Source organism: Kocuria sp. CCUG 69068 (genome assembly GCF_020833785.1).
Classification (GTDB): Bacteria; Actinomycetota; Actinomycetes; order Actinomycetales; family Micrococcaceae; genus Kocuria; species Kocuria rosea.
The window spans coordinates 1-2,532 of sequence record NZ_PDDL01000206.1; the positions used below are offsets into that span (position 1 = coordinate 1).

The window sequence follows — 2,532 nt, forward strand, 5'->3', positions numbered from 1 at the left end:
CCCGGCGCGCACCGTCCGGGGCGGCCGCGCCCCGGGCGGGGAGGGCGGTCAGGGCCCGGTGCGGGCCAGGAACCCGCGCAGCACCGCGGCGAACTTCTCCGGCTCCTGCGAGTGGACCCAGTGGCCGGCCTCGCGGATCGTCACCCGGTGCGCCCGGGGGAACAGCCGGCGCATGACCGGCGCGTGCTCGTCGCGCACGTAGTCCGAGCGCCCGCCGGCGACCCAGAGCACCGGCCCCTCGTAGACGGCGTCCCCGGTGTCCGGGAAGCCGCCGATGGTGTCCAGGCTCGACCGCAGCAGCTCGAGGTTCGGCTCCCAGGAGAGGCCCTCCGGGCCCCTGCGCAGGTTCTGCAGCAGGAAGCTCCGGGTGGTGTCCCACGGGATGGGCCCCCGGAGGGCCTCGTCCGCGTCCGAGCGGCGCTCGACGGCCGTGAGGTCCACGGCCGCGAGGCTGTCCAGCAGGTGGGCGAACTCGCCCTCGCCGCCCCCGGCCCGGGCGGGGGCGATGTCCACCACGACGAGCCGGGAGACGAGCTCCGGGTGCCGCAGCGCCAGCACCATCGCCACCTTGCCGCCGAGGGAGTGCCCGACGACGGCGACCGGCCCCGCCGCGGCGAAGTCGTCGCGCAGGGTCTCGGCCACGGAGTCCGCCATCTGCTCGTAGTCCACCCGGTCCGTCCACGCGGACCCGCCGTGGTTGGGCAGGTCCACGAGCAGGCTCCGGAAGTCCGGCTGGAGGTCCTTGGCGATCCGGGTGAAGTTCTTGCCCCGGCCGAACAGACCGTGCAGGAAGACGACGCGGTCGCCGTCGTCCCCGACAGCGGTGGTGTGCAGGGTGCCCGTCCGGATCTCAGCCATCCTCCGAGCTTAGGGTCTCGGCCGCCGGGGGACGGCGCTCTCGTCGCGCGCCGAGGACTCAATGCCCCACAGTCGTCCGGAACTGTTGTCACGACCACCGGCGGAGTGGTCGGATGGGGCACATGAAGAAGCTCATCAACGACCCGGCCGACGTCGTCCGGGAGGCCCTGCTCGGCATGCAGGCGGCGCACGGGGACCGCCTGCGCGTCGACCACTCCAACCGCGTCGTCTTCCGCGCCGACGCGCCCCGGCGCGGCAAGGTGGGCCTGGTGTCCGGCGGCGGCTCCGGACACGAGCCGATGCACGGCGGGTTCGTGGGCCCGGGGATGCTGGACGCGGCCTGCGCCGGCGAGGTGTTCACCTCCCCGGTGCCGGACCAGATGCTCGCCGCGACCCTCGGCGTCGACGGCGGCGCCGGCGTCCTGCACATCGTGAAGAACTACACCGGCGACGTCATGAACTTCGAGATGGCCGCCGAGCTCGCCGCCGAGAACGGTGTCGAGGTGGTCCCGGTCGTCACCGACGACGACGTCGCCGTGCAGGACAGCCTGTACACCGCCGGACGTCGCGGCGTGGGGGTCACCGTGCTGCTGGAGAAGATCGCCGGTGCGGCCGCCGAGGAGGGCCGTCCGCTCGCCGAGGTCGCCGACATCGCGCGGCGGGTCGACGAGCAGGGGCGCAGCATGGGCATGGCGCTCACCTCGTGCACGGTCCCGGCCGCGGGCAGACCGACGTTCGAGCTCGGCGAGAACGAGATCGAGGTCGGCATCGGCATCCACGGCGAGCCCGGACGCGAACGGCGGCCGATCGCTCCCGCGCGGGAGATCGCGGCCATGCTCGTCGAGCCGGTCCTGGCCGACCTGCCCGCGGCCGACGGCGCCCCGGTGATCGCGTTCCTCAACGGCATGGGCGGCACGCCGCTGATCGAGCTGTACATCATGTACTCCGAGGTGCAGCAGCTGCTGCAGAAGGCCGGCATCCCGGTCGCCCGCAGCCTGGTCGGCAACTACATCACCTCGCTGGACATGGCCGGCTGCTCCGTGACCCTGCTGCGCGCGGACGACGAGGTCGTCCGCCTGTGGGACGCGCCGGTCAACACCCCCGGCCTGTGCTGGGGCACGTGATGCCGGAGGTCACCGCCGAGGGTCTCGACCGCTGGCTGCGGAGGTTCGCGGAGGTCGTCCACGACCACGCCGCCGAGCTCACGGAGCTCGACTCCGCCATCGGCGACGCCGACCACGGGAGCAACATGGACCGTGGCATGCGGGCGGTCGTCGGCGCGCTGGACGCGGGCGGTGCCGGGGACGCCGGCGCGATGCTGAAGAAGGCCGGCATGACCCTGGTCAGCACCGTCGGCGGGGCCAGCGGCCCGCTGTACGGCACGTTCTTCCTGCGGGTCGGCGGCGGGCTGGCCGATGGGCAGGCCGTCGACGCCGCCGCGCTGGGCGGGGCGCTGCGGGCCGGGCTGGAGGGCGTGGTCGCCCGGGGCAAGGCCCAGCAGGGCGACAAGACGATGGTGGACGCCCTGGTCCCGGCACTCGACGCCTACGACGCGGCGGTGGCCGGGGGCGCCGGCATCGCCGACGCGCTGTCCGCCGCGGCCAACGCGGCCGAGGCGGGCTGCGCCGCGACGATCCCGCTCGTGGCCCGCAAGGGCCGGGCCAGCTACCTGGG

The 2,532-nt window shown here is 74.4% G+C and carries 3 protein-coding genes; 2 read left to right on the forward strand and 1 reads right to left on the reverse strand.

Going from position 1 to position 2,532, the window contains the following annotated elements; all coding sequences use genetic code 11:
* Positions 1-48: 48 nt before the first annotated feature.
* A complete protein-coding gene (locus tag CRM73_RS18855; protein WP_229588754.1) occupies positions 49-858 on the reverse strand; it encodes an alpha/beta fold hydrolase in 810 nt (269 codons plus the stop codon).
* 122 nt (positions 859-980) lie between these two features.
* Here CRM73_RS18855 and dhaK point away from each other — a divergent pair, with 122 nt between their 5' ends.
* Together dhaK and dhaL are read left to right on the forward strand one after the other, a co-directional pair.
* On the forward strand, positions 981-1,982 hold the full coding sequence (gene dhaK, locus CRM73_RS18860) for a dihydroxyacetone kinase subunit DhaK (RefSeq protein ID WP_229588755.1): 1,002 nt from the start codon (positions 981-983) through the stop codon (positions 1,980-1,982).
* Positions 1,967-2,532 (forward strand): dihydroxyacetone kinase subunit DhaL (dhaL, locus tag CRM73_RS18865; RefSeq protein ID WP_370658577.1); only part of this gene is annotated, 566 nt, incomplete at its 3' end. The genes dhaK and dhaL, both read left to right, overlap by 16 nt.